We start from the raw sequence: 26,065 nt of genomic DNA on the forward strand, positions 1-26,065 counted from the left end.
ATTAATCATTTCTTTCTGTATGACCATCAACAGAGATTACTTGCCCAGAAACTTTACTGGAGTCATCTGAAATTAGAAAAGAACACATCTTTCCAATATCTTCTTCTAAGATCCATTGTTTCATTGAACTCATTGAAACAAAATCTTTCTCAATTACTTTTGTAGAAACTTTAGTAAATTTAGCTTTATCCATTATAACTCTTTTCATTCTATCACCCTTAATTGTTCCGGGACATACTGCATTAACTCTAATATTAAATTTACCAAGTTCCATAGCTAAAGTTTTTGTTACACCAATAATTGCCCACTTACTTGCCGCGTAAGGAGATCGAAGTGGAAAACCAAGTATACCAGCAGTGGATGAAATATTAATAATTGAACCATTTTTAGATTTTTTTATTAAAGGAATAGCTTTTTTTGTAAAATAGAAGTGACTATTTACATCTACATGCAAAGTATTTTCCCAATCTTTAGATTTTAATTTTTCAAGTGATCCGGTAGGTCCTGCAATACCTACATTATTAATTAAAGCATCAATTTTTTTTGTTTTCTTTTTAACTTTCTCAAAAAAATCTGAAACATGATATTCATTTGAAGCATCACATAGGTATGCAAATAATTTTTTATTTTTTAATGGGTGCTTACTTAATTTGTTAAGAGATTTACTGTCTATATCACAAAGATAAACAGTTGCTCCTCTTGCTAGACAAATCTTTGCTGTTGCTAAACCAATTCCGGATGCTCCTGCTGATATGATTATTTTTTTATTTTTTAATGATTGGTTAATCATTAATTATGATTTTGTTAATGAAGACTGTAATTCTTTATTAGTTATATAACCTGTTACATTTCCACTTTTATCAACTACTTCACAATTAGCATTGGTACAAACTATTTGTGGTAAAAATTCTTCTATAAATTGATCTTCATTCACTTTAACTAAATTTGATTTATCAATACCATTTGTTTCATTAGCTTTTGTCATGATGATTTTTGCTTTAATAACTTTTGCTCTATTAACATCTTTCACAAATGCTTTTACATAATCGTCAGCAGGATTCATGATAATATCAACAGGTGTTCCAACCTGCACTAATTTTCCAGCATTTAATATTCCAATATGATCTCCAAGTCTTAATGACTCATCTAGGTCATGAGTAATAAATACAATTGTTTTTTTTAATTCTGATTGAAGATCAATTAATTGTTTTTGCATGTCACTTCTAATGAGAGGATCTAATGCACTAAATGCTTCATCCATTAACATGATATCAGAATTCGTAGCCAACGCTCTTGCTAAACCAACACGCTGTTGCATTCCACCAGATAACTGATTTGGAAACTGGTTTTCAAATCCATTAAGACCAACTGCCTCAATTTTTTCCATAGCAATTTTATCTCTTTCTTCTTCTGCTTTACCTTGCATCTCTAAACCGTAACCAACGTTTTGCATTACAGTTTTGTGTGGAAATAAACCAAATCTTTGAAAAACCATACTCATTTTATGTCTTCTAAAATCAATTAACTGTTCAGGATTAAAATTCATAACGTTTTCGCCATCTATATGAATTTCCCCAGCAGTTGGATCGATCAATCTATTTAAGTGTCTTATTAATGTTGATTTTCCAGAACCTGACAAACCCATACAAACAAAAGTTTCTCCTTCTTCTATATTTAAAGAAACATTATCAAGACCTACTGTGTGCCCTGTCTGTTCAAGAACTTCATCTTTTGTTGATCCATTTTTAACCATATCCATGACTGAGTCTGGATTATTTCCAAAAATTTTATAAATATTATTTATTTCTATTTTTGACATTATTTCTTAGCCTTTTTAGCCGGAGCATTTCTTTCTTGAAGTGTTTCACCATAAGATTGAGTAATTCTGTCCAGAACAATTGCCAACAATACAATTGCAATACCTGCTTCAGCAGCACGGCCCACATTTAATTGTTGAAGACCAAGAAGAACCTCATCTCCCAAACCTCTTGTTCCAATCATCGATGCAATAACAACCATTGATAAAGCCATCATGGTACATTGGTTAATTCCTTGCATAATATTTGGCAGTGCTAATGGAATTTGAACACCCCATAATTTCTGTTTTTTACTTGCACCAAAAGCATCTGCTGCCTCAGTTACTTCAGAGTCAACTAATCTAATTCCAAGATCAGTAAGTCTTACTAAAGGAGGAACAGCGTAAATAAAAGTTGCAATAATTGCAGGAACTGCGCCTAAACCAAATAACATAATTCCTGGAATTAAGTAAACGAATGCAGGAATAGTCTGCATCAAATCAAGTATTGGAAGGATTTTTTCTCTTACTCTATTTGCTCGTGACATCCAAATTCCAATAGGAACACCAATGATTAGACATAAGAAAATACTAATCAACATTATGGATGTTGTCTCAATTGCTTTATCCCAAAATCTTGGGTGTAAAAAACCAATAAAGAATGTACAAAAACCTACTGCAACAGTAGTTCTAATTTTTTTTCCACTTGCAAAATATGTAAGTACCACCACTCCAATAATAACCGCTGGCCAAGGAGCTTGAACTAAAAAATTTTTTAACCCCATTAACATTGCAAGTAAAACATTATTTATTGCTTCAAAAATAAAACCATAGTTTTCATTTAGAGATTTAAACGCTTTATTAATCCATGGCATCAAAGGTAAATCTAACCATTTAGGCCAATCACTTAGCCAAGAGTAGTCGTTAAACAATTCTCCAATATTTTCAGGTTTTCTTTTTGATGAACCATAGCTTGTAATCAATAGCCATACGAAAATTACTAATAAGCCGATATTGAATAAATCTCTTTTATTTTTGAACATAAGGATAATTTTTATTTTTAGAGAGCCCCGAAGGGCTCTCAAAATTATTTTATACTATTGGATTATAAAGCAGCTGTAACTTTTGATGCTACGTCTGCAGGTACCCAACTTTTCCACATTGATTCAGTTTTTAAAAACTCTTTAGCAGTTAATTCCATATCACCATCTGACTCGTCTTCGTAGAAGGCCAACATTTTGTTAACTACTGCTGTAGGAATAGTATACTTTTCTAAAAAAGCTGTTTCAGCTGGATGAGCTTTTGCCCAATCAGTTAATACAGATTTAGTTAGAGCCATATCTCTATACTCACAAGCACAAGATTTTTTATAAGCATCGGGTCCATTAGCTTTGATGTCTTCTACAACTGCAGACATATTATTCCAACAGTCAGCATCAAACTTAGGTTCAGTTAATCTTACAAGATCAACTTTTCCCATTAAACCAGTAGGTGCCCAGTAATAAGTAAAGATAGGTTTTTTCTTAGCAAATGCTCCAGCGATAGCAGCATCTAATGCTCCACCTGAACCTGGATCAAAGTTTGTATAGAAAGCATCTAGACCATACTCTTTTTGTTTTACTAAGTTTACAGTGTAGCAAGTCCAACCTGAAATACAGCTAGTCATTCTACCTTTTGATGGATCTTCTGGATCTTTAAATAGAGCTGCTATTTTTGGATCTTTCATGTCCATTACTGATTTTAAATTGTATTTATCTGCTGTAGCTTTATCTACGTAGAAAGCTTGCTGAGAGTCTGGAGTATTCACACCAATATTTTTGATTGTACCAGCTTTTTCATGAGGCTCGTAGTTCGCAATAATATTGTCGTACCATACTTCAGTAATTACATCTAACTGCTTATCATAGTGAGCAGCCATGATAGGTGTAGTACTTCCTTTAGTTACTGAAACTTCACATCCATATCCTTTTTCAAGAATAAATTGTGAAATAGCAGTATGAATATTCGCACTACTCCAGTCAAAATCTCCCAATCTAGCTTTACAGTCACCTGCATTAGCACTCGTTGCTAATAGGGATGACGCAAAAAAAGCTGAAAGAACTAATTTTTTCAAAAACTTCATTAAATTATCTCCTTAAGGTTAAGTTTTAATAATGAGATTAAATAATGAATGAGAATAAAAAACAAGAGCTAGATTGTAGATACAACTATAAATTGAATTGAAAAGTCCACTTTTTTATATAATGATTGAATATGATTGAAATTTCTAAATTAGAAAAAAATTCTACATATTTAAAAATTGTTTGGGATGATGGTGAGGAAAGCAAATTTAATTATTTATGGTTAAGAGATAATTGCCCAACAGCACATGATAAAGACTCACGTCATAGAATGTTTAACATTTTAAATGTTACAGCAAATATTAATCCAAAAAATTATAATATTAGCTCAAATGGTAGTTTAGAAATTGAATGGAGTGAAGGTGATCACAAAAGTTCATATGATCCATCATGGTTAAGAGAGAATTGCTATACTTTAAAAAATAAAGCTAAATATCAATCACCTTATAAACTTTGGGATAATTCATTAGAGAAAAATTTAAAATCAATTGAAATAGATCATGATGAAATAATTAATTCAGAAGAAGGTTTAGTTAAATGGCTAGAACTTTTACATCATACAGGAATTGCAATTGTTAAAAATGCACCAGTCGAAAAAAATTCTGCTTTTAAAGTTTTAAATAGAATAAGTCATACTAGAGAAACTTTTTTTAAAACTCCATTTGAAGTTATCAATATTCCAAAACCAAATAATTCAGCCTATACTGCTCATGCTTTAAGAAATCACATGGATCTTCCTTGGTTTGAAAATCCTCCAGGGTATCAATTTTTACATTGTTTGATAAATTCTGCTAAAGGTGGAGATTCCTCAGCAGTAGACGCGTTTGCTGTTGCAGATTATCTAAGAAAAAATGAAAAAGAAATATTTGATACTTTAGTTTCTGTTCCATTAAAATTCAAAGATAAAGATTATACTCAAGTAGCGCACAGAAGTTTTCATTCTCCAGCTATAACATTAACAAAGGATGGAGATTACAATGATATAAGATTTAGTGTTGCAACAATGGACACACTAGATTGTAATCCTGAAATTATGGAACAAGTTTATAAAGCACATCATCGATTTGGAAATCTTTTGCATGATAAAAAATATCAAATTAATTTTAGATTAGAGCCAGGTGATATATTCTCATTTAACAATAGGAGACTTCTTCATGGTCGAACTGAATTTGATCCAAACTCAGGACATAGACATCTGCAAGGTTATTATATGGACCGAGATGAAATTATTGGAAGATTAAATTATTTAAAAAAATAATTTTATAGGTTTTCAAATATTAAATTATTATTTTCTTTAAATTTATTAAATTCAGATTTTGTTTTTATTGTGTAATAATATTTTTTAATTTTAAGTCTCTGAATTTTTTTATTCATCAGATAAGTTTTATCTAAAATTAAATAATTTATTTTCTTATTATTAGATTTTTCTATTATTTTTTTAACACTTGCGGGAGGACAAAAAGAAAGACCCACCTTAGTGTTTTTATTAATATTTAATAGATTGAAAATATTCTCATGCTTAAAAGAAATAAATACACATTTCTTATATCTTGATGTTTCAATTATAAGTTTTTTAAGAAGTGATTTTGAAAAAAGGGGTTTAATTTCAATAAAAAGAGCATGTTTGTTATCTGAGGCCTCAAGTAGATCTTTTAACAGAGGAATAGGTTTACCAAGTTTTGTGCTTATTTCTTTTATCTTAGAATAATTTAGATTTTTAACACTCAAGTTTCTTTTTAAAATTCTCTTTAATGTAAAATCATGAAAACAAATAAACTCATTATCTTTTGTGGCATGAATATCTGTTTCAATACCATAGCCTTTTTTAAACGACTGTTTAAATGAGATTAAAAGATTTTCTTTAAAAAGTTTATTTACTATTCCTCTATGTATTAAATGCATTTTAATTATCTATTTTAGAAAATGCGCAAATTTTATTTCCATCAAGATCTCGAACATAACAATAATAATCACCCGATCTTATTCCTGGAGCTCCTTCATCTTTTGCTCCTAATTTTATTGCAGTATTATAAAAATTATTCACCAAATCATTTGATTTAACTAAAAAAGATATTTGAGTTCCATTTCCAAAAGTTGCCTTTTCTTTATTGACAGGATTAGTAACGTAGAATTCGACATCATCAGGCTTTTCGTTTAATGCATAGCCAACATACTTTTCATTTGTTACCACTCTTTGTAATTCAATTGCATGAAGTAGAGTGTCGTAAAATTTAGTCGCTTTATCAAGATTGTTAGTACCAACCATTACAAAGCCAATCATAAACTACTTCCAGCCTGTAACAGTTTTGACTTCAAGATACTCTTCAAGTCCCCACACTCCACCTTCACGACCATTACCAGATTGTCTATATCCTCCAAATGGAGTTCCCGCATCTGCTGGATGACCATTTATATATACACATCCTGATCTTAATTTTTGTGCAACTCGATGAGCTTTTGCTTTATCTTCTGTTTGTAAATAATTTCCCAAGCCATAAGATGTATCATTAACTATTTGTATTGCCTCTTCTTCTGTATCAAATGGAATAATTGATAAAACTGGACCAAAAATTTCTTCTTTAGCTATTCTCATTTCATTTGTAACGTTTGTAAATATTGTTGGTTTGATAAAATAACCTTTATTTAAACCATTAGGTAGCTCAGGCCCTCCCGCTGCTAATGTTGCGCCTTCTGAAATTCCACTTTCAATCAAACTAATAATTTTATCATATTGAGTTTTTGAAATTACTGGACCTATGTGGTCTCCTTTTTTTGAAGCTTGATCTACTTGAATTTTATTTGCCTCATCTACTGCATCGTTTACTGCTCTTTCATAAATAGATTTTTCAACTAACATTCTAGTTGGAGCATCACAAGATTGACCTGAATTACTCATTACATTTCGAATACCATCTCTTACTGCATTTTTATAACTATCAGCAAAAACTATATTTCCACCTTTACCACCAAGCTCAAGACAAACTCTTTTAATTGTATCCGCTGCATTTTTTGAAATTAATCTTCCAGCTCTTGTGGAGCCTGTAAATGAAACCATATCAATATCTGGATGACTTGATATTTGTGATCCAACTCCAACTCCATCTCCATTGACCAAATTAAATACTCCTTTTGGAAAACCTACTTCATCAATCATTTCAGCAAATAACATAGCTGAAATAGGTGCTATTTCAGAGGGTTTCAAAATCATAGTACAGCCAGTTGCAAGTGCCGGTATAACTTTAAGAGCTATTTGATTTATAGGCCAGTTCCATGGAGTAATTAACCCACAAACTCCAATTGGCTCATAATAAATATGATTATTAGATTTTTCATCAAAGTGTTCATCAAATTTAAAATCCTTTAATCTTAAAATAAAATCTTCTAAATGATCCCTACCAGAAGCCGTTTGTACGTTTGTTGCCCAATCCATAGGTGCACCCATTTCCAATGAAATAGCCTTAGCCATTTCTCCAAATCTTTTTTTATAAATTGAGAGTAATTTTTCTAAATAATCTAATCGTTCCTCTTTAGTAGTTTCTTTCCAGCTTTCAAAAGCAGTATTAGCTGCCTTAACTGCAAGATCGGTATCTTCTTTTGAGCCTAGTGAAATAGTTGCAAACGGTTCTTCATTACAAGGATTAATAACTTCACAATCATTTTCTTTATAAGGGTTTACCCATTCTCCATTAATATAGAATTTTTTTTTATCTAACATTTTATTTTAACTTATCACAATAATTATATTTCATATCCTTTTTCTTCAGGCTCATTATCTATAAGCTCTTCCGGAAAACCTTTTGATCTAAAATCTATATTATTAATATCTTCCATTCTTTTAACAATCATTGAAGACCAAGCTCTAGAGCCATATTTTTTTTGTCCATCTTTAAAAATTTCAACAACTTTGGGGGAAATTTCTAAAGGAGCACCCAACTTTTTTGCAAGATCATCAAATAAGCCAGTGTCTTTTAAAACTAAATCCATAGTAAAATTTATATTATAAGAACCATTTAATATGACTTGGCTTTCAGTTTCATGGACAAAAGAGTTTCCTGAGGAAACAGCAATTCCTTTATAAGCTTTAGCAAGATCTAAATCTGATTTTTTTGCAACTGTCCAAGCCTCACCTAGAGCAACTAAATGAACAGAAGCTAAATAATTGGTAATAACTTTTAAAACAGTTGCACTACCCAATTCACCAGTGTGTAAAATTTTTCTCCCCATTACTGTTAACGCAGGTAAAATTTTATCAAATGCATTTCTTTCTCCACCAACAAATATTGCAATGTTCCCTGTAGCAGCTCTATGACATCCTCCGCTGACAGGTCCATCTAAAGGGACAGCTTGTTTAGCAATTATTTTTTTGCTAATTCTTTTAATCTCAGCTTCATCTGTTGTACTCATCTCTAACCAAATTTTATTTTCAGATAATCCATTGATCACACCATCCTCTGCCTCCATCACCTCAGCACAAATTTTAGGAGAGGGTAAACATGTGATAATTAAATCAACTTGTTCAGCTAGTTCTTTTGCAGAATTTACAACTTTTGCTCCTAAATCTTTAAATGATTGAGTAAGATTTTTATCTAAATCTCTAACTGTTAAATCAAAGTTATTTCTTAACAAACTTCCTGCTAATTTCCCCCCAACATTGCCCAAGCCAATAAAACCAACCTTCATTAATTTCTCCTTAATTTTGATGAATATTTAGATGCTAATGTTATATTTGTTTTAAAAATTATGCACTCTGTAAAAATCGAACCAAAATATGCAGAACTTTCAAACCCTAGAGTGGGATTAATTGCGCTAGCTACTGATTTTAGAATAGAAAAAGATTTTATAAGTGTCATTAAAGATCAAAACATAGATTTTTTTGTTAACAGAATTCATTGTTACTTTCCTCTGACCAGTGAAAATTTAATCAAAATGTCAGGCACAGTAACTGAAATATCAGAGGATATTTTGCCAAATGAAAAATTAGATTGTGTTGTTTATGGATGTACCTCAGGAACTATTGCTGCAGGATATGAAAATATTAAAAAGAAAATTAATTTAGCAAAACCTGGCGCTGAAGTTACCACTCCAAGTACAGCAGCAATTAATGCATTAAAAAAGATGAATGTAAAAAAAATTGCAATCTTTACTCCATATTCAAAAGTTCTAAATGATGAAGTAATTGACTATTTTAAGAGTGAAAACTTCGAGGTTTCTTCAAATGCCTATTTTGATATCTTAAGTGATTTAGATATTGGTAAAGTAGATGAAGATTATCTTTATGAAACTTTGTCAAAGATGGATTTAGGAGACGCAGACGCTCTCTTTATCTCTTGTACAGCTTTACCAGCCCTTTCTATTATTGATAAACTTGAGAAAAAATTAAACAAAGTAGTTCTTTCAAGTAATCAAGTTTTAATTTGGGACACATTACAGTCAATTGGAAAAAAAAATTCGATTGAAGGCTTTGGAAAATTATTTAAAAACTAAAAACATGGATTTTACAAAAGAAGAATATCAACGAAGGTTAAAAAAAGTTCATAAGATGATGCAAGAAAAAGGCATCGAGCTATTAATTTCACATGATACAAACAATTTAAACTATTTAACAGGTTATGATGCTTGGTCCTTTTATTATGCTCAATGCGCAATTGTTCACGTTAATGCTGAGGAGCCATTATGCTTTGTAAGAGCACAAGACTCTGGTGGAGCTTATATTAAAACATATTTAAAAGATGAAAATATTATTGTTTACGATGAAAATTATATTCATACATGGCCAAAACATCCTTACGATTATTTAGTTCAAGTTATAAAAGAAAGAAAATGGGATAAACTTTCTATTGGTGTTGAAATGGATGCTCATTATTATACGGCTTTTTGTCATGAAAAAATTAAGCAAGGCCTTCCAAATGCTAAAGTTGTAGATAGCGATAGACTTGTTAACTGGGCAAGATTAGTAAAATCAGATGCTGAAATTGGATACATGAAATCTGCAGCTTTAATTTCTCAAAAGGCAATGAAAACTGCAATAGATGTAATAAACCCAGGAGTAAGACAGTGCGATGCAGTAGGTGAAATTCAAAAATCATTATTCTATGGAACAGAGGAGTTTGGTGGAGAGTATTCTAGTATTGCAACTTTACTTCCTACTGGAAAAGGAACTTCAGCTTCACATTTAACCGCTACACAAGATAAGTTTGTGGAAGGAGAAGCTACTATTATCGAATTATCTGGAGTTTATAAAAGATATCATGCCCCTATGGCTAGGACAGTATTACTAGGTAAACCTGATCAGCTAAAAATCGATACAATGAAGAAAACTATTGAGGCGTTAGAAACAGGAATTAGTGCAGTAAAACCTGGAAATACTGCAGATGATGTTGCTCAAGCTTTTTGGAAAGTATTAGACAAATACGGTATCGATAAAAAATCAAGAACTGGTTATTCAATTGGAATTGGGTATCCACCTGACTGGGGAGAACACACACTTAATATATATAAAGGGGATATGACAGTATTAGAGCCTAATGTTTGTTTTCATATGATTGCAGTAATGCAATTTGGTGACTGGGGAGTTGAAGCATCTGAGGCCATTAGAGTCACAGAAACAGGAAGTGAATTATTTTGTAATATGAGTAAAGAATTACATATTAAATAAATTACTTGATTATCAATCTAACAAATGTTTTAAAGTAGTATGGCTAATGATCATTTTGTAAGATTTGAAAATGTAGATAAAAGTTATGATGGTAAGCAACTAGTCGTAAAGGGTTTAGATTTAGACATTGCTGAAGGAGAGTTTGTAACAATGCTAGGACCCTCTGGTTCTGGTAAAACAACTTGTTTGATGATGTTGGCTGGATTTGAAACTCCAACTAACGGACAAATTTATTTAGATAATAAAGTTATTTCAGATATTCCTCCACACAAAAGAGGAATTGGAATGGTATTTCAGAATTACGCTTTGTTTCCCCATATGACTGTTTATGAAAATTTAGCATTTCCATTAAGAGTTAGAAAAATTCCAAAAGATGAAGCTGACAAAAAAGTTGATAAAGCATTATCAATGGTATCTCTTCAAGGTTTTGAATCTAGAATGCCCATGCAATTATCAGGCGGACAACAACAAAGGGTTGCTGTTGCAAGATCATTAGTATTTGATCCACAATTGGTTTTAATGGACGAACCTTTAGGAGCTCTGGACAAAAATTTAAGAGAGAGCATGCAATATGAAATTAAACATATCCATGAAAGTATTGGTGTAACAGTTGTGTATGTTACGCATGATCAAACTGAAGCTTTGACGATGTCTAATAGAATTGCGGTTTTTAATGACGGAAAAGTTCAACAACTCTCGAGCCCTGATGAATTATATGAAAGACCTGTTAATTCTTTTGTTGCAGAGTTTATTGGAGAGAACAATACTTTTGCAGGTGAAGTATCAGATGTATCTGGAGATAAATGTAAAGTAAAATTAAATTCAGGAACTGAAATTTTAGCAAATCCTATTGTTGCAAAGGCAAAAGGAGACAAAACTACAATATCTCTTAGACCTGAAAGAGCATTGATTGATCCAGAAACTAAAATGGATAACAATCACAAAGGTAAGATTGAAGAAGTAATATATCACGGTGATCATACAAGATTAAGAGTAGATCTATTAGGGAATGATCAATTTATTTTAAAAGTTCCGAATAGCTCAAACAGAATGGATATTAAAGTAGATAAAGAAATTAATATCGGTTGGAATAGTGTTGATTGTAGAGCTTTAGATCCGAAATAATCTCTAAAAATTATTCACAATAAAAGTAAGACAAATTAGCCTTAATCAGCTGTTGACTAAGCTATTCTATATTGTTTTAGTATCACTTTATAAAATAAAAACGTTAACGTTAAATAGGAGAATACATGAAAAAAATAAGTAAATTATTACTTGCTCTTTCTTTTGTACTTTCTGTAACAACTTCAGCATTTGCAGTTACTGTAGTGTCTTGGGGTGGAGCTTACACAGAGTCACAAAAATTGGGTTACGGTGATCCTACAGCAGCGAAACTTGGAATACCTGTAAACTGGGTAGACTACACTGGTGGATTATCAGAAATTAAAGCTCAAAAAGAAGCTGGAAAAATAACTTGGGACATTATCGATGTATACGCAAAAGATACTATCGTTGGATGTGACGAAGGTATCTTCCATGAATTCGATTTTGATAAAGACTTTGCACCTGCTCCAGATGGAACACCTGCAAGTCAAGACTTCTTTACTAGCATGCCTTCAAAATGTGCAGTTGGAAACATTCTGTACTCTTGGAACTTTGCTTACAATGATGCAACAATTGGAACTAAAAAACCAACTTCATTGAAAGACTTTTTTAATACTAAAAAATTCCCTGGTAAGAGAGCTCTTTACAAAGGTGCAATGTCTAACTTAGAAATTGCTATCACTGCAGACGGTGTTAACCCTGGTAAAGGTTCTGACTTAACTTACAGAAAACTTAATGCTGATGGTGGAATCGATAGAGCTATGAATAAACTTAAAGCTTTATGTGAAGATCCAAACGGCGGATGTGTATTCTGGAATGCTGGAGCTCAACCACCAGAACTACTAGCTAATGGTGAAGTAGTAATGGCTACTGGTTGGAATGGTAGATTCTTTAATGCACAAATGGAAGGAACTCCACTTGTACAAGTATGGGATGGACAAATTCTTGACTATGAATACTTTGCATTAGTTAAAGACGGTCCAGGTTATGCTGACGGTTCAGCTTTGAAAGTACTTAGAGAAATGACTAGCTCAGAAGGTTTAGCTGGAAGTGCTAAGTACATTGCATACGCGCCTTGGAGAAAATCTTCAATCGCAGTTATGGAAGCTGGAGAGCCTTGGTTTAAAGATGGTAAGACTAACATGGTACCACATATGCCAACAGCGCCTGCTAACACTAAAAGATACATCCTTATGAACCCTGAGTTTTGGGCAGATAACCAAGACGAAATTGGTGAAAAATGGGAAGCTATGAAAGCTGGTCTATAATTTAGTTTTATAGAATAGTTTTTTATACTATATTAAAAGGGCAGTTATTTATAACTGCCCTTTTTTATTATGAGCAAAGAACAAATATTATCATCTGACGGATTACCTTTAGAGGTTAGCTTAAAAAAAGCTGAGCGAAAAAATAAACTTAAAGCTGTTGCACTCGTTGCTCCATTATTTTTATTTATTTTAATAATTTATATATTTCCAATTGGAGATATGCTTTTTAGAAGTGTTGATGATCGAATGATTACTAAAATGCTTCCTAAGACATTTGCTGCGATGGAAAAATGGGATGGCCAAGATTTGCCTGAAGAACCGGTTTATAAAGGTCTTTATGAAGATTTATCTTATTTAAAGAAAACTAAAACTTACGGTAAAATTATAGCTAGATTAAACTATGAAAAAGGTGGTTTTAGTAGCTTAATTAAAAAGACAGTTAGAAAAATTAATAAATTTGAAGAAGGTAATTACAAAGAGCAATTTATTAAAGTTCATAAAAGGTGGGGTCAAAGTGAATATCTGGTAGCTCTTAAAAATACAGCTCCAAACTGGTCTTACGCAAAATATTTAAAAGGTATAGATAGAAGATTTGATCAAGATAGAAATATAATTCAAGTTCCAGAGGATAGAAGAATTCACAAAACTTTATGGTTAAGGACATTAAATGTAGCTTTTTGGGTTACCATATTCTGCTTTATTCTTGCTTACCCAATCTCACATTTACTAGCAACACTACCTATGAAATACAGTAATTTACTTATGATTTGTGTGTTACTTCCTTTTTGGACGTCATTATTAGTAAGAACTTCTAGTTGGATGGTTTTACTCCAGCAACAAGGTCCAATTAATGATTTAATTGTTTGGATTGGCTTAGCTGCTGACGATAATAGGCCGGAGCTTATGTATAATGTAATTGGTACATTTGTTGCAATGACACAAATATTATTACCTTTTATGGTTTTACCTCTTTATAGTGTTATGAAAACTATATCACCTAGCTTGATGAGAGCTGGAAAATCATTAGGTGGAACACCACTGGTATCTTTTGTAAAAATTTATTTTCCATTAACCATTCCTGGAATTGGTGCTGGATGTTTATTGGTATTTATTTTAGCGATAGGATATTACATTACCCCTGCATTAGTGGGTGGAGCAAGTGGATCATTAATTAGTAATACAATTGCTTATCATATGAAGAGTTCTTTAGACTGGGCGTTTGCATCTGCCCTTGGAACTATGTTGTTAGTTGGAGTACTAACTATTTATTGGATTTATAATAAACTTGTAGGAATAGATAATATTAAATTAGGATAATTATGGCATTACCAAATCACACACCTTTAAATTATAGAATTTGGCATTACACATACCTGTTCTTTTGTGGTTTAGTTTTTTTCTTTTTGATAGCGCCTTTGTTTGTAATATTGCCATTGTCATTTAATGCTGAGCAATACATTCACTTTTCTGCAAAAATGTTAGCATTAGATCCAGAAGGGTTTTCTCTAAGATGGTATGAAGATATGATTTATGGAACCAAGAACCCATGGGGACTTGCTACTAAAAATAGTTTAATCATAGCTTTCTTTGCAACAATAGGATCAACCATTCTTGGAACGGTTGCTGCATTAGGTTTAAGCAGTAGATACATGCCATATAAAGCTGCATTCATGGCTTTACTAATTTCACCCATGATTGTTCCTTTAATCATTTCAGGTACAGCAATATTTTTCTTTATGGCAAAAGTTGGCTTAGCCGCAACTCACACAGGAATAATATTATCACATATAATCTTGGGAACTCCATTTGTAGTAATCACGGTTACTGCAACATTAACTGGTTTTGATCATAGTGTAACACGTGCTGCAGCAAGTTTAGGAAGTAATCCAGTAAACACATTTATGAAAATTACATTACCATTAATTATGCCAGGGGTTATTTCAGGAGCCTTGTTTGCTTTTGTGACTTCATTTGATGAAGTTGTGGTTGTACTATTCTTAGCTGGATTAGAGAACACTACTATTCCAATTCAAATGTGGGTAGGATTAAGAGAACAATTAAGCCCAACTATTATGGCAGTTGCGACATGTTTGATTATTATGTCTACTTTAATCTTGGTTAGTGCAGAGCTTTTAAGAAGAAGATCTGAGAGACTAAGAGGAATTAATAGATAATTAATTTACTTAATTATATTTTTTCAATATAAATTTCTTCTCAAAATTAAATTATGGATATTAAAAAAGTTGTAGTAATTGGATCAGGAACCATGGGGAGTGGGATTGCAGCTCATTTATGTAATGCAAAAGTACCAGTTACATTGTTGGATCTTACAACAGAAATATCGGAAAAAGCGAGGGATAGAATATTCAAGTCAAAACCACCGTTACTGTTAGATAAATCACAAATTGAAAATATTAAAGTAGGTAATATTAATGATAATTTTGATGTGGTCAAAGAAGCTGATTGGGTTGTTGAAGCAGTAGTTGAGAGAATTGATATAAAGCATAATATTTACGAAAAAATTTTCAAAAATAGAAAAGAGGGAGCAATTGTTTCATCAAATACTTCATCCATTCCTATTAAAGTTTTATCTGAAAAATTAACACCAGAAGAAAAAAAAGATTTTTGTATCACTCACTTTTTTAATCCTGTGAGGTATATGGGCTTATTAGAAATAGTTAAAAATGAAAATAATGATTTAGCTAAAATAAACTCGTTAAAGAAGTTTTGTGAGGTGGAGCTTGGAAAAGGAGCAATTGTTTGTAATGATACTCCAGGATTTCTAGGGAATAGAATAGGTGTTTTTGCAATGCAAGTTGCTATGACCGAAGCTTTTAAAATGAAATTAAGTATTGAGGAAGCGGATGCAATATTTGGAAGACCAATGGGAATTCCAAAAACAGGAGTTTTTGGCCTTTATGATTTAATTGGAATTGATTTAATGGCTGATGTTCTTAAAAGTTTCATTAAAGAATTGTCAGCAAATGATCCTTTTCAAGAAGTCGCTAAAGAAATCCTTCTTGTAAAAAAACTAATTGCAACAGGTTATACAGGTCGAAAAGGTAAGGGTGGTTTTTACCGAATGAATAAAACTGGTGCAACGAAGGTTATGGAAGCAATTAACCTTGAAACTGGTGAGTATTCAATAAGTAAGAAAATTAACATAGGTACAGATAAAGTTGATCTTAAATCTTTGATTTCAAGAGAAGATAAATTTGGTGAGTACGCTTGGTCGGTTATTTCAAAAATCATAAAATATTCATCGTCTTTAGTACCTAGTATTACAAAAGATTTTAATGACATTGATGAAGCAATGAGATTAGGTTTTAATTGGGCCAAAGGCCCATTTGAGATGTTGGAAGAAATTGGTGTTGAAAATTTTTTCAACAAAATTGATAACTTTAACGGAAATGAATTTTTAGAAAATTTATCTAAAAGTAAAAATCAAGATTTTTATGGTTCAAGACAAAAATATACTGAAATTGAGACATTAGGAAAAGTTAAGAAAAAAGCTGTGGGTATTGATGGAAATAATTCAGCTCAGATTTACCGTTTTAATGATTATAATATTGTTGAATTTACAACTAAAGCTAACGCACTTGATTATGATTCAATGGATGCTCTTAAAAAGGCAACTGACAAACCTTTAATTATCATCAATGAAAGTATGCAGTTTTCTGCTGGAGTAAATTTAACCTATACGATGGATTTTGCAAATAAAGGTGATTTTAAATCTATTGAAAAATTTATTAAATATTTTCAAGAAACATGTAAGCATCTAAAATATTCCAAATATCCAGTAATCTCAGCTCCATCAGGCTTAACTCTTGGTGGTGGTTTTGAAGTGATGGTTCAAAGTAATTTTGTAGCTTCTCACACAAATATTGTTGTTGGTTTAGTTGAAACTATAGTTGGTTTAATTCCTGCTGGAGGTGGTTGTAAGGAAATGTTGGCTAGATGGCTTGATACTGAAGAAGCTGAAAAAGACCCAAATTATGCTCCTCTTAAGGTATTTGATATAATTGGTTATGGTAAGACAGCAACTTCTCCTGTTGAGGCTGAGCCAATGAAATATTTAAAACCTGAAGATAAAAAAATTATGAATAGAAACAGTTTGTTTGAAGTCTCAAAAGAAATTTTACAAAATAATAAAGACTTCAAATCACCATCAGAGACAAAATTTAATCTTCCAGGAAAAACAGTCCTTCCAGAAATGAATAAGATTTTAGAAAAACTCTACAATGATAAAGTTATTTTAGATCATGGGCTAAAGGTTGCTCAAGAATTAGCTCATGTATTAAGTGGTGGTGACACTTCAATTGACAAATCATTATCAGAAGATGATTTATATAAGTTAGAATTAGATGCTTTTATGAGGTTAATTGAAACTAACGAAACTCAAGATAGAATTAAACATACACTTGCAACAGGTAAGCCACTAGTAAATTAATTTTACTTAAACATCCTAACTGTATTTAAAAAATCAGGTCTAAGTACATATTCAGATCTATGAGAATATTTAATTTTTTCTAAAACTTTAATACCGTAAATTACTTTTCCTACGGGAGTATATTCTCCCTCAAATAATGGTTCATCATCAAGGATAATAAAAAATTGACTGTCTTCAGTGTCATATTTTAAAGATCTTGCTAAGCCGACAGTTCCTTTTTTAAAATTAAATTCAGCATCAATTTCAGACTTAATTAAACCTAATCCAGATTTTCCAGTTCCAATTTTACCATAGTCTAACTGACTTCTTTTTCCATATTCAAGATCACCAGCTTGAACAAGTTTATCTTTAATCACTCTGTGGAAAGCAACATCATCATATGCTTTTAAATTAATTAATTTTTTAAATCTCTCAACTCCATTTGGAGATATTTCAGGATAAAGTTCAATTATAACATTTCCACATTCAGCATTGAGGATAACAATATTTTTTGGTTTTTCAAAATTAATCTCTTGAGGATTAATATTTTTTACGAATAAACATTTATTTTTAATTAAGATTGTGAAACTTAAAGTAAAAATTCCCAATAGTATTAAAAATATAAAAATCAACTTTTCATGCAATGAAGCTTTAACTATTTTAATCATATTTAAAATACAAAAGTATTATCAATTTTATTTAACTTATCTTTAATAAATTTAATTTTTTTATTAAGAATTTCATCATTTGAAACTTTATAGTTACCAGATATTAAATGTGAATATACTTCCGCCATATCTTCAGAAGGAATTGTCATTGAATATTCAGTAAAAAAACCGTTAGTATCTTTATATGTATCAAGACCTAATTTTTTTGAACAAGTGGAGCATTCTGCATATTTGAAATTTGGATTATTAAATTTTTTCCATTCATCTTCATTAAACAAATCTTTAAAACCATCATTAATAATATGAAACAATTCATGGTGAATTACTCTTTCAAAATATTTTTTATCAAATTTAAGATCTAGAATTAATGTTTTCATTAAATGATCTGGAATACCAGCTGTGTTAATTCCTGAGATTGAGAGATCTTCACACATGACAATATATTTAAGATTAATTTTTTTTAAAAATTCTTTTGAGTATTTTTTTAAATTGTTAGATATTATCTGATATTTTTCATCATATGTCCTCTTGTCTGAGTTGCTGCAGGCTATATTTTTTTGAACACCAAGTCTAAATGGTTTTTTTGCATATAAATATTTGAGTTTGTTAGGTGTTTTTAATTCGTATATTTCTAAATTTGGGATTTTGATTAGATTGTAAATAGAGTTCGAATTTGCTGAGGTTATTAAAAAAAATGATATTAAAATCAGCTTAAAAATCTTCATAAATACAATTTAGATGATATTCGATTTAAAAAGAATGTGGTACATTTTGTTTATAGATGAAAAAAGATCGCAACAAAAATCCTATTCAGCCTGTCAGTGGAACAAAGGTCCCAAGATTTGCCGGCCCATCAACGTTTGCAAGATTACCAGAGTTAAGAGATGTTGAAAGTTGTGATGTTGCAATTGTGGGAGTGCCATTTGATGCTGGTACAAGTTATAGACCAGGTGCAAGATTTGGACCACAAAGTATTCGACAAGCCTCAAGACATTTGAGAACCAATTATCATCCAAGTTATGATGTAGAGCCTTTCAAGGTTCAACAAGTTGCAGATGCTGGGGATATTACTTGCAACCCATTTAGTATTGATGAAGCCATAAAACAAATTGAAGCTGGGGCAACAGATTTATTAAATAAAGTAGGTGGTATAATTAGTTTAGGTGGAGACCATACAATCGCAGTACCACTTCTTAGAGCGATTAATAAAAAATGTAATGGCCCAGTTGCTCTAGTACATTTTGATGCTCATTTAGATACTTGGGATACTTATTTTGGTGCGCCTTATACGCATGGAACTCCGTTTAGAAGAGCAAGAGAGGAAGGTTTATTTTTAGATGATGCTTCAATGCACGTAGGTATTAGAGGCCCTTTATATAGTAGAGATGATATTAAAAATGATGAAAGTTTTGGATTTAAAATAATTCATTGTGATGAATTTCAGACAGAAGGAACAGATAAAATTGCTGAAAGAATTAAGAAAAGAGTAGGCGATAATCCTTTATATCTATCAATAGATATAGATGTGCTTGACCCTGCTTTTGCACCAGGTACAGGAACACCTGAGATTGCTGGAATGACAACAAGAGAGATGGTTAATGTTTTAAGAGGACTTTCAGGATTAAATTTAGTATCTGCTGATGTGGTAGAGGTTTCTCCCGCATATGATCATGCTGAAGTTACATCATTGGCTGCCGCAACAATTGTTTACGAATTAACAAATTTATTTGCAAAATCATAAAGAAAGGATAGTTTCTCAAAATGCTAGATAAGAAAAAATTTTATATCAATGGTGAATGGGTTTCTCCAAAAAAACCTAATGACATAAAAGTAATAGATCCTTCAACAGAAGAGGAATGTGCGGTAATATCTTTAGGTGGGATTGAAGATGTTAATGATGCTGTTAGTGCAGCAACAAAAGCTTTTGAGACTTGGGCATTTTCTTCAAAGGAAGACAGATTAAAATATTTAGAAGCACTTTATGCCGTTTATAAAAAGAGATGGGCAGATATGGCTCAAGCAATTTCTCTTGAAATGGGAGCACCAATAGATTTTTCAACTCAACTTCAAGCCGGTACAGGGGCAAGTCATATCAAAACATTTATTAAGGTATTAAAAGAATATAATTTTGAAGAAAATCTTGGAGAACATGCGCCCAACTGTAAAATTTTACATGAACCAAAAGGTGTTTGTGCACTAATTACTCCATGGAATTGGCCAATGAACCAAACATGTTTAAAAGTAATTCCTGCAATAGCGAGTGGATGTACTATGGTTCTTAAACCATCTGAAATTTCACCTCTATCTTCTATAATATTAGCTGAAATGATAGATGAAATTAAATTACCAAAAGGTGTGTTTAATTTAGTAAATGGGGATGGAGCAGTTACAGGTAATACTTTAACAAGTCATCCAGATGTAGATATGATTTCTTTTACTGGATCTACTAGAGCTGGAGCTTTAATTTCTGAAAACGCATCAAAAGATTTTAAGAGAGTAAGTCTAGAGCTTGGAGGAAAAGGGGCAAATATTATTTTTAAAGACGCAGATGCTGAAGCAGTAGAGAGAGGAGCTTTAAGATGCTTTAGAAATACAGGTCAATCTTGTAATGCACCAACAAGAATGCTAGTTGAGAAATCAATGTACGATGAAGCAGTCGAGAGAGTTAAAAATTTTGCTAATTCAATGAAAGTTGATGTTGCATCAAAAGAGGGCGATCATATAGGTCCAGTTGTTTCAAAAACTCAATTTGATAAAATTCAATCATTAATCCAAGTTGGAATTGATGAAGGAGCAAAGCTAGTTGCGGGTGGAACAGGTAAGCCAGATGGTTTAGACAAGGGATACTTTGTTAAACCTACAGCTTTTGCGGATGTTAATAATCAAATGCAAATTGCAAGAACTGAAATTTTTGGACCTGTGCTATCTATTATTCCTTTTGAAACAGAGGAAGAAGCAATAACAATAGCAAATGATACTCCGTACGGACTTTTAAATTTTATACAAACTCAAGATAAAGAAAAAGCTAATCGTGTGGCTAAAAAATTAAGATCAGGAATGGTTGATATTAATGGCGCAGGTCCTGCACCTGATGCACCTTTTGGAGGCTATAAACATTCTGGGATTGGTCGAGAAGCTGGAAAATATGGTCTTGAAGAATTTCTTGAAGTTAAATCAGTTAGTGGTTGGAGCGATTAATTAGGAATAGAATTTTTTTTTATCCCATCCAATAAATCTAAACACTTTTTAAGCTCATCTAGAACGATAAACTCATCAATTTTGTGAGCTTGTTCTATGGATCCAGGACCACAAACTACTGTGCTAATTCCTATTTCTTGAAATAAACCTGCCTCAGTTCCAAAAGAAACCACTTGTCTAGAATTGTCACCAGTTAAACTTGAGATTAATTCACAGGCATCTGATTTATCCTCTCTGTCAAATCCAACTATTTCACCAATAATATTTTTTTCAATTGAAGCATTAGGAAAAATTTTTTTCATATCTGGAAGCAAGACTTCATTTGCATATTTGTCTATTTCTTGATTTAAAAACACACCGTCTTCTTTTACAACAGGTCTTGTTTCCCAATTAACATGACACTTATCAGCTATTACATTGTGAGCTATCCCACCAAAGATGCCACCGATAGAAAGAGTAGAATGGGGTGGATCAAAAATAGAGTCTTTTGGTGCGCTTTCTCTAAGTTTTTCTCTTAATTCAATTAATTTATTTACATATCTTGAGGCATACTCAACAGCGCTTACCCCTTTGTGGGGAGCTGAACTATGACCTGCTAAACCTTTAAAGTAAGTTGTGTATTCATAACAACCTTTATGAGCATCAATGATTTTCATATTAGTTGGTTCACCAATAATACAAATGCCATCTTTAATATTTCTTTTTTTTAATTCTTCAATTAATATTGGGGCTCCCTGACACGCGGTCTCCTCATCAAATGTAAAAGAAAAATGGATGTCTCTGTTTAAATTTGATTTAGAAAAAATAGGAGCATAAGCTAAAGCGCAAGCAATAAATCCTTTCATATCACATGAGCCTCTTCCATATAATTTGTCTGCTTTAACTGTAGCTGTAAAAGGATCAGAGCTCCAACCTTTCGAAACAGGCACAACATCTGTATGGCCTGATAAAATTATTGATTTTTTTGTGTTAGAATTCTTAGATTTAAGTGTCGCAAATAGATTTACTCTTTTTTTTTCATCATCATACGTTCTAAAAGAAGTTGCACCAAGTTTTTTTAAAATATCATCACAGTAGTCAATTAAAGAACTATTATCTTCTCCTGAAATAGTTTTAAAACCTATTAAGTCTGTTAAAATTTTAACTGAATTATCAAATAATAGCTCTGAATTATTTTCTGTACTCATATTTAGGTTCTATTATATATTAAATATATGAAAGAACAAATTACCTTTGATGACTATGACAAAATAGACATTCGTGTAGGAACTGTCATTTCTGTTAAAAAAAATGAAAAAGCTAGAAAACCATCTTTAGTAGTTGAGGTTGATTTTGGACATGAAATAGGAATTAAGCAATCTTCAGCTCAAATTACCCATTATTACAATGAAGAAAATTTAAAAGGCAAACAAGTAATTGGTGTATGTAATTTTGCTGAAAAAAATATTGCAGGTGTGGTATCTCAAGTGCTTATTTTAGGATCAATAGACAAAGAAGGAAAAGTAATTTTAGTTCATCCGTCTCAAAAATCTGAGGACGGTCTACCTATAGCATAAGAATGCATCCAGAAATTTTATCACTTTCATTGTTTATGTTTGTAACTAGTTGTTCACCTGGCCCCAATAATGTTGTTGCATCTCATTCCGGATTTAATCATGGAATAAAAAAATCAGTTCCATTAATGCTGGGCGTTATATTTGGGTTTACAACAATGTTGGCAATAGTTAATTTTGGATTAATTAATATTTTCAATATATATCCAATTATACAAAAAATTTTAATTGGAACGGGAACAATTTTTTTAATTTATCTTGCATATAAAATTTCATTTTCAAAATCATCTGACAAAAAAAATAATCTTGAACCTGTAAGTTTTGTTGAAACTTTTTTTTATCAATTTTTAAATCCAAAAGGTGTGATTGTTGCTGTAATAGCAGCATCAACCTATACAGAATCAGGAATTAACTTTATTAAATATTCATCATGGATGTTAGGAGTCGCTTTTTTATTTGCAATCATAAGCATTATTTTTTGGACTTTTTTAGGTAAATTTATGAGGAAATTCGCGACAAATGAGAAATTTATTAAATGGTTTAATTATGTTATGTCAACGCTCCTAATAAGTTGTATAGCAACTTTTTATTACTAAAGAAATTATGAAACCAGGAACAAAAAATTCTTACAAATCTCTTGCTGATATATCAATCAGTGACAAAAACTATAAATATTATTCACTTAAAAAAGCTGAAGAAAATGGTCTTGAAGGTATTTCGAAATTACCAAAATCTTTAAAGGTTCTTTTAGAAAATTTATTAAGATATGAGGATGATTTATCAGTAAATAAAAATCAAATTAATTCAATTAAAGAGTGGTTAAAATCAAAAAAATCAAATACTGAAATTGCATACCGACCAGCTAGAGTTTTACTTCAAGATTACACAGGTATTCCTGCTGTTGCTGATTTAGCTGCTATGAGAGAAGCAGTAAAAGATAAAAATAAAGATCCAAATACTATTAATCCATTATCTGCGGTAGACCTTGTAATTGATCACTCTGTTCAAGTAGATCAGTCTGCTAAATCAGATTCTTTTGAAAATAATGTTGATATTGAATTTGAAAGAAATGGAGAAAGATACTCTTTTTTAAAATGGGGCCAACAAGCATTTAATAATTTTAGAATAGTTCCACCAGGAACTGGTATTTGTCATCAGGTAAATTTAGAATATTTATCTAAAGTAGTTTGGTCTGAAGAGTTCCAAGGAGATAAGTATTTATTTCCAGATACATTAGTTGGCACTGATAGTCATACTACCATGGTCAATGGATTGTCTGTACTGGGTTGGGGTGTTGGAGGAATTGAGGCTGAAGCAGGAATGTTAGGTCAGCCAATTTCCATGTTAATTCCCGAGGTAATAGGCTTTGAAGTTAAAAACAAAATGCCCGAAGGAACAACAGCAACTGATTTAGTTTTAACAGTAGTTAAAATGTTAAGAGACAAAGGTGTAGTTGGAAAATTTGTAGAATTTTATGGAGAGGGTTTAAAAAATTTAACTCTTGCTGATAGAGCAACGATTGCGAACATGGCTCCAGAGTATGGCGCAACATGTGGCTTTTTTCCAATCGATGATGAAACATTAAAATATTTAAAATTTTCTGGACGAGATCAGCACACAGTCGATATAGTTGAGCAATATGCAAAAGAACAAGGTTTATGGGCAAGTGATGAAATAGAATTTACAGATACAATCTCATTAGACATGTCTACAGTAGTTCCAACAATTTCTGGACCTAAAAGACCTCAAGATAAAGTGTTGTTAACTGATGCACCCACCTCATTTAAAAAAGTTCTAGAAGATGCAACAAATAAAAAAGATCATTCTATTTCTAAAGTTTCTAATACTGATTATGAAATTAAAGATGGTTCAATTTTAATTGCAGCAATAACTTCATGTACCAATACTTCGAATCCAAATGTTTTAATTGGTGCTGGTTTACTTGCCAAGAAGGCTGTTGAATTAGGACTAGAAGTAAAACCCTGGGTTAAAACTTCTTTAGCACCGGGTTCTCAAGTAGTAACTGATTATTTAGCAAAAGCTGGATTAAACACTTATTTAGACAAATTAGGCTTTAATCTTGTAGGCTATGGTTGCACAACTTGTATTGGTAACTCAGGTCCATTACCTGAAAATATAGTAGATGCGATCCAAAAAGAAAATATTTACTCAGTTTCTGTTTTATCTGGAAATAGAAATTTTGAAGGAAGAATTTCCCCTCACATCAAGGCTAATTATTTAGCATCTCCTCCATTGGTTGTTGCTTATGCAATTGCTGGTCATATGGAAGTTGATTTATATAAGGATGCACTTGGTAAAGATAAAGAAGGTAATGATGTTTACTTAAAGGATATCTGGCCATCAAATAAAGAAATTGAAGATACTTTAAAACACTCTTTAAATGCAGAAATGTTTATTCAAAGATATTCAAATGTTTCTGAAGGACCTAGTCAATGGCAAAAAATTAAAACAGAAGAAAGTAGTATTTACAGTTGGGATGAGGGATCAACTTATGTAAAAAAACCTCCATTCTTTGACAATTTACCAGACGAGCCTGAAGGATTTAAAGAAATCAAAGACGCAAGACCATTATTGATTTTAGGAGATATGGTTACAACAGATCATATTTCACCTGCAGGAAATATCCAAAAAGAAAGTCCAACTGGAGAATATTTTATGGAACATCAAATTCTTCCAAAAGATTATAACTCTTATGGATCAAGAAGAGGAAATCATGAAGTAATGATGAGAGGCACTTTTGCAAATATTAGAATTAGAAATGAAATGGCACCAGGAACTGAAGGTGGTTTTACAAAAATTTATCCAGAAGAAAAAGTATTACCTGTTTATGATGCAGTTGTTGAGTATAAAAAAAGAGGTACAGATTTAGTTGTAATAGGTGGCAAAGAGTATGGAACTGGTTCTTCGAGAGACTGGGCTGCAAAAGGAACAAAACTATTAGGTGTTAAAGCAGTTATTGCTGAAAGTTTTGAACGTATTCATAGATCAAATTTAATAGGTATGGGAATTTTACCTTTACAATTCACGAATGATATAAATAGAAAAAATTTAGATCTAATTGGATCAGAATTGATAAGCGTTCTTGATGTTGAAAAAGGTATTAATCCATCTGATGAAGTGACTGTTGAGATAAAATATGCTTCAGGAGATATCAAAAAAGTTAAAACATTATGCAGAATTGATACTAAAAATGAATTAGAATATTATAAAAATGGAGGCATACTCCAATATGTTTTAAGGAACATGATTTAATT

At 31.6% G+C, this 26,065-nt stretch carries 24 protein-coding genes; 13 read left to right on the forward strand and 11 right to left on the reverse strand.

Features of this window, described 5'->3' with window-relative positions:
- Window position 1 precedes the first annotated feature (1 nt).
- The 4 genes from ACIJYG_RS01500 to ACIJYG_RS01515 form a co-directional block, all read right to left on the reverse strand.
- Window positions 2–790 (reverse strand): SDR family oxidoreductase, encoded by a 789-nt coding sequence (locus ACIJYG_RS01500; RefSeq protein WP_435097710.1) that lies wholly within the window; start codon window positions 788–790, stop codon window positions 2–4.
- A 3-nt stretch (window positions 791–793) separates the two neighbouring features.
- A complete protein-coding gene (locus ACIJYG_RS01505) occupies window positions 794–1,819 on the reverse strand; it encodes a quaternary amine ABC transporter ATP-binding protein (protein WP_435097713.1) in 1,026 nt (341 codons plus the stop codon).
- Window positions 1,819–2,670, reverse strand: a complete 852-nt coding sequence (locus ACIJYG_RS01510; protein WP_435098826.1) for an ABC transporter permease — start codon at window positions 2,668–2,670, stop codon at window positions 1,819–1,821. The genes ACIJYG_RS01505 and ACIJYG_RS01510 overlap by 1 nt, the downstream gene beginning before the upstream one ends.
- Window positions 2,671–2,900: 230 nt before the next feature.
- Window positions 2,901–3,917: a glycine betaine ABC transporter substrate-binding protein gene (locus ACIJYG_RS01515; RefSeq protein ID WP_435097716.1), complete on the reverse strand. Its 1,017-nt coding sequence runs from the start codon at window positions 3,915–3,917 to the stop codon at window positions 2,901–2,903.
- Between the two features lie 131 nt (window positions 3,918–4,048).
- Between ACIJYG_RS01515 and ACIJYG_RS01520 the strand changes: the two genes are divergently transcribed.
- Window positions 4,049–5,173, forward strand: a complete 1,125-nt coding sequence (locus ACIJYG_RS01520; protein ID WP_435097719.1) for a TauD/TfdA family dioxygenase — start codon at window positions 4,049–4,051, stop codon at window positions 5,171–5,173.
- Between the two features lie 2 nt (window positions 5,174–5,175).
- Here ACIJYG_RS01520 and ACIJYG_RS01525 read toward each other — a convergent pair whose 3' ends face one another.
- The 4 genes from ACIJYG_RS01525 to ACIJYG_RS01540 are packed head-to-tail and all read right to left on the reverse strand — an operon-like array spanning window position 5,176 to window position 8,595.
- A complete protein-coding gene (locus tag ACIJYG_RS01525; protein ID WP_435097722.1) occupies window positions 5,176–5,817 on the reverse strand; it encodes a glycerophosphodiester phosphodiesterase in 642 nt (213 codons plus the stop codon).
- Window position 5,818: 1 nt separating this feature from the next.
- The gene (locus ACIJYG_RS01530) at window positions 5,819–6,196 is read right to left on the reverse strand and encodes a VOC family protein (RefSeq protein WP_435097725.1); all 378 of its coding nucleotides are present in this window, start codon (window positions 6,194–6,196) and stop codon (window positions 5,819–5,821) included.
- A gap of 3 nt (window positions 6,197–6,199) precedes the next feature.
- Window positions 6,200–7,630: an aldehyde dehydrogenase family protein gene (locus ACIJYG_RS01535; protein ID WP_435097728.1), complete on the reverse strand. Its 1,431-nt coding sequence runs from the start codon at window positions 7,628–7,630 to the stop codon at window positions 6,200–6,202.
- A 23-nt stretch (window positions 7,631–7,653) separates the two neighbouring features.
- Complete coding sequence (locus ACIJYG_RS01540) at window positions 7,654–8,595, reverse strand: NAD(P)-dependent oxidoreductase (protein ID WP_435097731.1); 942 nt, start codon at window positions 8,593–8,595, stop codon at window positions 7,654–7,656.
- Window positions 8,596–8,655: 60 nt separating this feature from the next.
- Between ACIJYG_RS01540 and ACIJYG_RS01545 the strand changes: the two genes are divergently transcribed.
- From ACIJYG_RS01545 to ACIJYG_RS01575, 7 genes are all read left to right on the forward strand, one after another.
- Window positions 8,656–9,399: a maleate cis-trans isomerase family protein gene (locus ACIJYG_RS01545; RefSeq protein ID WP_435097734.1), complete on the forward strand. Its 744-nt coding sequence runs from the start codon at window positions 8,656–8,658 to the stop codon at window positions 9,397–9,399.
- A gap of 4 nt (window positions 9,400–9,403) precedes the next feature.
- Entirely contained in the window at window positions 9,404–10,570 is a 1,167-nt protein-coding gene (locus ACIJYG_RS01550; RefSeq protein ID WP_435097738.1) for a M24 family metallopeptidase, read from the forward strand.
- A gap of 39 nt (window positions 10,571–10,609) precedes the next feature.
- Complete coding sequence (locus ACIJYG_RS01555) at window positions 10,610–11,695, forward strand: ABC transporter ATP-binding protein (protein WP_435097741.1); 1,086 nt, start codon at window positions 10,610–10,612, stop codon at window positions 11,693–11,695.
- A 125-nt stretch (window positions 11,696–11,820) separates the two neighbouring features.
- A complete protein-coding gene (locus ACIJYG_RS01560) occupies window positions 11,821–12,942 on the forward strand; it encodes an extracellular solute-binding protein (protein ID WP_435097744.1) in 1,122 nt (373 codons plus the stop codon).
- A 69-nt stretch (window positions 12,943–13,011) separates the two neighbouring features.
- Entirely contained in the window at window positions 13,012–14,259 is a 1,248-nt protein-coding gene (locus ACIJYG_RS01565; protein WP_435097748.1) for an ABC transporter permease, read from the forward strand.
- Window positions 14,260–14,261: 2 nt separating this feature from the next.
- The gene (locus ACIJYG_RS01570; RefSeq protein WP_435097751.1) at window positions 14,262–15,116 is read left to right on the forward strand and encodes an ABC transporter permease; all 855 of its coding nucleotides are present in this window, start codon (window positions 14,262–14,264) and stop codon (window positions 15,114–15,116) included.
- A gap of 53 nt (window positions 15,117–15,169) precedes the next feature.
- Window positions 15,170–17,392, forward strand: coding sequence for a 3-hydroxyacyl-CoA dehydrogenase NAD-binding domain-containing protein (locus tag ACIJYG_RS01575; protein WP_435097754.1), 2,223 nt, complete (start codon window positions 15,170–15,172; stop codon window positions 17,390–17,392).
- A 2-nt stretch (window positions 17,393–17,394) separates the two neighbouring features.
- Here ACIJYG_RS01575 and ACIJYG_RS01580 read toward each other — a convergent pair whose 3' ends face one another.
- Entirely contained in the window at window positions 17,395–18,039 is a 645-nt protein-coding gene (locus tag ACIJYG_RS01580) for a peptidylprolyl isomerase (RefSeq protein WP_435097758.1), read from the reverse strand.
- A gap of 2 nt (window positions 18,040–18,041) precedes the next feature.
- Entirely contained in the window at window positions 18,042–18,764 is a 723-nt protein-coding gene (locus tag ACIJYG_RS01585) for a putative zinc-binding metallopeptidase (RefSeq protein ID WP_435088717.1), read from the reverse strand.
- A gap of 56 nt (window positions 18,765–18,820) precedes the next feature.
- Between ACIJYG_RS01585 and speB the strand changes: the two genes are divergently transcribed.
- Window positions 18,821–19,780: an agmatinase gene (speB, locus tag ACIJYG_RS01590; RefSeq protein WP_435088718.1), complete on the forward strand. Its 960-nt coding sequence runs from the start codon at window positions 18,821–18,823 to the stop codon at window positions 19,778–19,780.
- Between the two features lie 20 nt (window positions 19,781–19,800).
- A complete protein-coding gene (locus ACIJYG_RS01595) occupies window positions 19,801–21,237 on the forward strand; it encodes an aldehyde dehydrogenase family protein (RefSeq protein WP_435097761.1) in 1,437 nt (478 codons plus the stop codon).
- Here ACIJYG_RS01595 and argE read toward each other — a convergent pair.
- Complete coding sequence (argE, locus tag ACIJYG_RS01600; protein WP_435097764.1) at window positions 21,234–22,424, reverse strand: acetylornithine deacetylase; 1,191 nt, start codon at window positions 22,422–22,424, stop codon at window positions 21,234–21,236. The genes ACIJYG_RS01595 and argE overlap by 4 nt on opposite strands.
- Window positions 22,425–22,451: 27 nt before the next feature.
- On the opposite strand from argE, the gene ACIJYG_RS01605 reads away from it, so the two are divergent.
- Genes ACIJYG_RS01605 through acnA form a run of 3 tightly spaced genes read left to right on the forward strand, consistent with a single transcriptional unit; the run spans window position 22,452 to window position 26,063 of the window.
- Window positions 22,452–22,793, forward strand: a complete 342-nt coding sequence (locus ACIJYG_RS01605) for a tRNA-binding protein (protein WP_435097767.1) — start codon at window positions 22,452–22,454, stop codon at window positions 22,791–22,793.
- Between the two features lie 2 nt (window positions 22,794–22,795).
- Entirely contained in the window at window positions 22,796–23,386 is a 591-nt protein-coding gene (locus tag ACIJYG_RS01610; protein WP_435097770.1) for a LysE family translocator, read from the forward strand.
- 7 nt (window positions 23,387–23,393) lie between these two features.
- Window positions 23,394–26,063, forward strand: coding sequence for an aconitate hydratase AcnA (acnA, locus tag ACIJYG_RS01615; RefSeq protein WP_435097773.1), 2,670 nt, complete (start codon window positions 23,394–23,396; stop codon window positions 26,061–26,063).
- The last annotated feature ends 2 nt before the right edge of the window (window positions 26,064–26,065 follow it).

Source organism: Candidatus Pelagibacter bacterium nBUS_27, from assembly GCF_051200985.1.
Classification (GTDB): Bacteria; Pseudomonadota; Alphaproteobacteria; order Pelagibacterales; family Pelagibacteraceae; genus Pelagibacter.

What these genes read in the sequence shown, in the direction of transcription:
- ACIJYG_RS01580 (WP_435097758.1), bottom strand. Translation starts at nt 18,039, where the DNA reads ATGATTAAAATAGTTAAAGCTTCATTGCATGAAAAGTTGATTTTTATA.
- ACIJYG_RS01570 (WP_435097751.1), top strand. Translation starts at nt 14,262, where the DNA reads ATGGCATTACCAAATCACACACCTTTAAATTATAGAATTTGGCATTAC.
- ACIJYG_RS01560 (WP_435097744.1), top strand. Translation starts at nt 11,821, where the DNA reads ATGAAAAAAATAAGTAAATTATTACTTGCTCTTTCTTTTGTACTTTCT.
- ACIJYG_RS01535 (WP_435097728.1), bottom strand. Translation starts at nt 7,630, where the DNA reads ATGTTAGATAAAAAAAAATTCTATATTAATGGAGAATGGGTAAACCCT.
- ACIJYG_RS01500 (WP_435097710.1), bottom strand. Translation starts at nt 790, where the DNA reads ATGATTAACCAATCATTAAAAAATAAAAAAATAATCATATCAGCAGGA.
- ACIJYG_RS01525 (WP_435097722.1), bottom strand. Translation starts at nt 5,817, where the DNA reads ATGCATTTAATACATAGAGGAATAGTAAATAAACTTTTTAAAGAAAAT.
- ACIJYG_RS01595 (WP_435097761.1), top strand. Translation starts at nt 19,801, where the DNA reads ATGCTAGATAAGAAAAAATTTTATATCAATGGTGAATGGGTTTCTCCA.
- ACIJYG_RS01565 (WP_435097748.1), top strand. Translation starts at nt 13,012, where the DNA reads ATGAGCAAAGAACAAATATTATCATCTGACGGATTACCTTTAGAGGTT.
- ACIJYG_RS01605 (WP_435097767.1), top strand. Translation starts at nt 22,452, where the DNA reads ATGAAAGAACAAATTACCTTTGATGACTATGACAAAATAGACATTCGT.
- ACIJYG_RS01515 (WP_435097716.1), bottom strand. Translation starts at nt 3,917, where the DNA reads ATGAAGTTTTTGAAAAAATTAGTTCTTTCAGCTTTTTTTGCGTCATCC.
- ACIJYG_RS01545 (WP_435097734.1), top strand. Translation starts at nt 8,656, where the DNA reads ATGCACTCTGTAAAAATCGAACCAAAATATGCAGAACTTTCAAACCCT.
- ACIJYG_RS01505 (WP_435097713.1), bottom strand. Translation starts at nt 1,819, where the DNA reads ATGTCAAAAATAGAAATAAATAATATTTATAAAATTTTTGGAAATAAT.
- ACIJYG_RS01575 (WP_435097754.1), top strand. Translation starts at nt 15,170, where the DNA reads ATGGATATTAAAAAAGTTGTAGTAATTGGATCAGGAACCATGGGGAGT.
- argE (WP_435097764.1), bottom strand. Translation starts at nt 22,424, where the DNA reads ATGAGTACAGAAAATAATTCAGAGCTATTATTTGATAATTCAGTTAAA.
- ACIJYG_RS01610 (WP_435097770.1), top strand. Translation starts at nt 22,796, where the DNA reads ATGCATCCAGAAATTTTATCACTTTCATTGTTTATGTTTGTAACTAGT.
- acnA (WP_435097773.1), top strand. Translation starts at nt 23,394, where the DNA reads ATGAAACCAGGAACAAAAAATTCTTACAAATCTCTTGCTGATATATCA.
- ACIJYG_RS01555 (WP_435097741.1), top strand. Translation starts at nt 10,610, where the DNA reads ATGGCTAATGATCATTTTGTAAGATTTGAAAATGTAGATAAAAGTTAT.
- ACIJYG_RS01520 (WP_435097719.1), top strand. Translation starts at nt 4,049, where the DNA reads ATGATTGAAATTTCTAAATTAGAAAAAAATTCTACATATTTAAAAATT.
- ACIJYG_RS01550 (WP_435097738.1), top strand. Translation starts at nt 9,404, where the DNA reads ATGGATTTTACAAAAGAAGAATATCAACGAAGGTTAAAAAAAGTTCAT.
- ACIJYG_RS01540 (WP_435097731.1), bottom strand. Translation starts at nt 8,595, where the DNA reads ATGAAGGTTGGTTTTATTGGCTTGGGCAATGTTGGGGGGAAATTAGCA.
- speB (WP_435088718.1), top strand. Translation starts at nt 18,821, where the DNA reads ATGAAAAAAGATCGCAACAAAAATCCTATTCAGCCTGTCAGTGGAACA.
- ACIJYG_RS01530 (WP_435097725.1), bottom strand. Translation starts at nt 6,196, where the DNA reads ATGATTGGCTTTGTAATGGTTGGTACTAACAATCTTGATAAAGCGACT.
- ACIJYG_RS01585 (WP_435088717.1), bottom strand. Translation starts at nt 18,764, where the DNA reads ATGAAGATTTTTAAGCTGATTTTAATATCATTTTTTTTAATAACCTCA.
- ACIJYG_RS01510 (WP_435098826.1), bottom strand. Translation starts at nt 2,670, where the DNA reads ATGCCATGGATTAATAAAGCGTTTAAATCTCTAAATGAAAACTATGGT.